Annotated in this window: 1 protein-coding gene; it reads left to right on the plus strand. The window is 45.3% G+C overall.

Annotated features, from left to right (window positions below):
- On the plus strand, positions 1-444 hold a 444-nt coding region (locus tag DEQ92_RS23670; protein ID WP_199522995.1), incomplete at both ends, for a DUF5677 domain-containing protein.

A 444-nucleotide genomic window follows, 5' to 3' on the forward strand; every position in this document is an offset into this window, starting at 1 on the left:
CAACAGCGCTCTGGGAAAGAGGATTTGAAGTTAGTGAATGCATCTTCCCGTTTGAACTGGAAGATGAAGATTCAGGTGAATACGATTCAGTTGAGGAATCGGATTCGGAATTCTTTGAAACCATTGCGGCAATGGGTTTCGATTTTGAGCGTGAGCTGAAACAGACTCTTGCTGAACTTTGGTACAAAGCACCTCATGATCCTGAATTCACGGGGAAGACTGAGGTCTTGGATGGACTCTTAATGCGGCAAGTGAACCTGGCCTGTACTGTCGCAATATCTCCTCAAACGTGGTCTATGGACATCTGTGGAATGATCTTGCGATCGATGGCTGAAACTCAAATCACTCTTGAGTGGTTCAATAAGAACGGTACTACAGAGGACTACAAGCAGTTTATTGACCACGGTCTGGGGCAGAGGAAACTAATCTTGGAACATCAACAAC

Source organism: Haloferax sp. Atlit-6N (genome assembly GCF_003383195.1).
In the GTDB taxonomy this organism is placed as follows: Archaea; Halobacteriota; Halobacteria; order Halobacteriales; family Haloferacaceae; genus Haloferax; species Haloferax gibbonsii.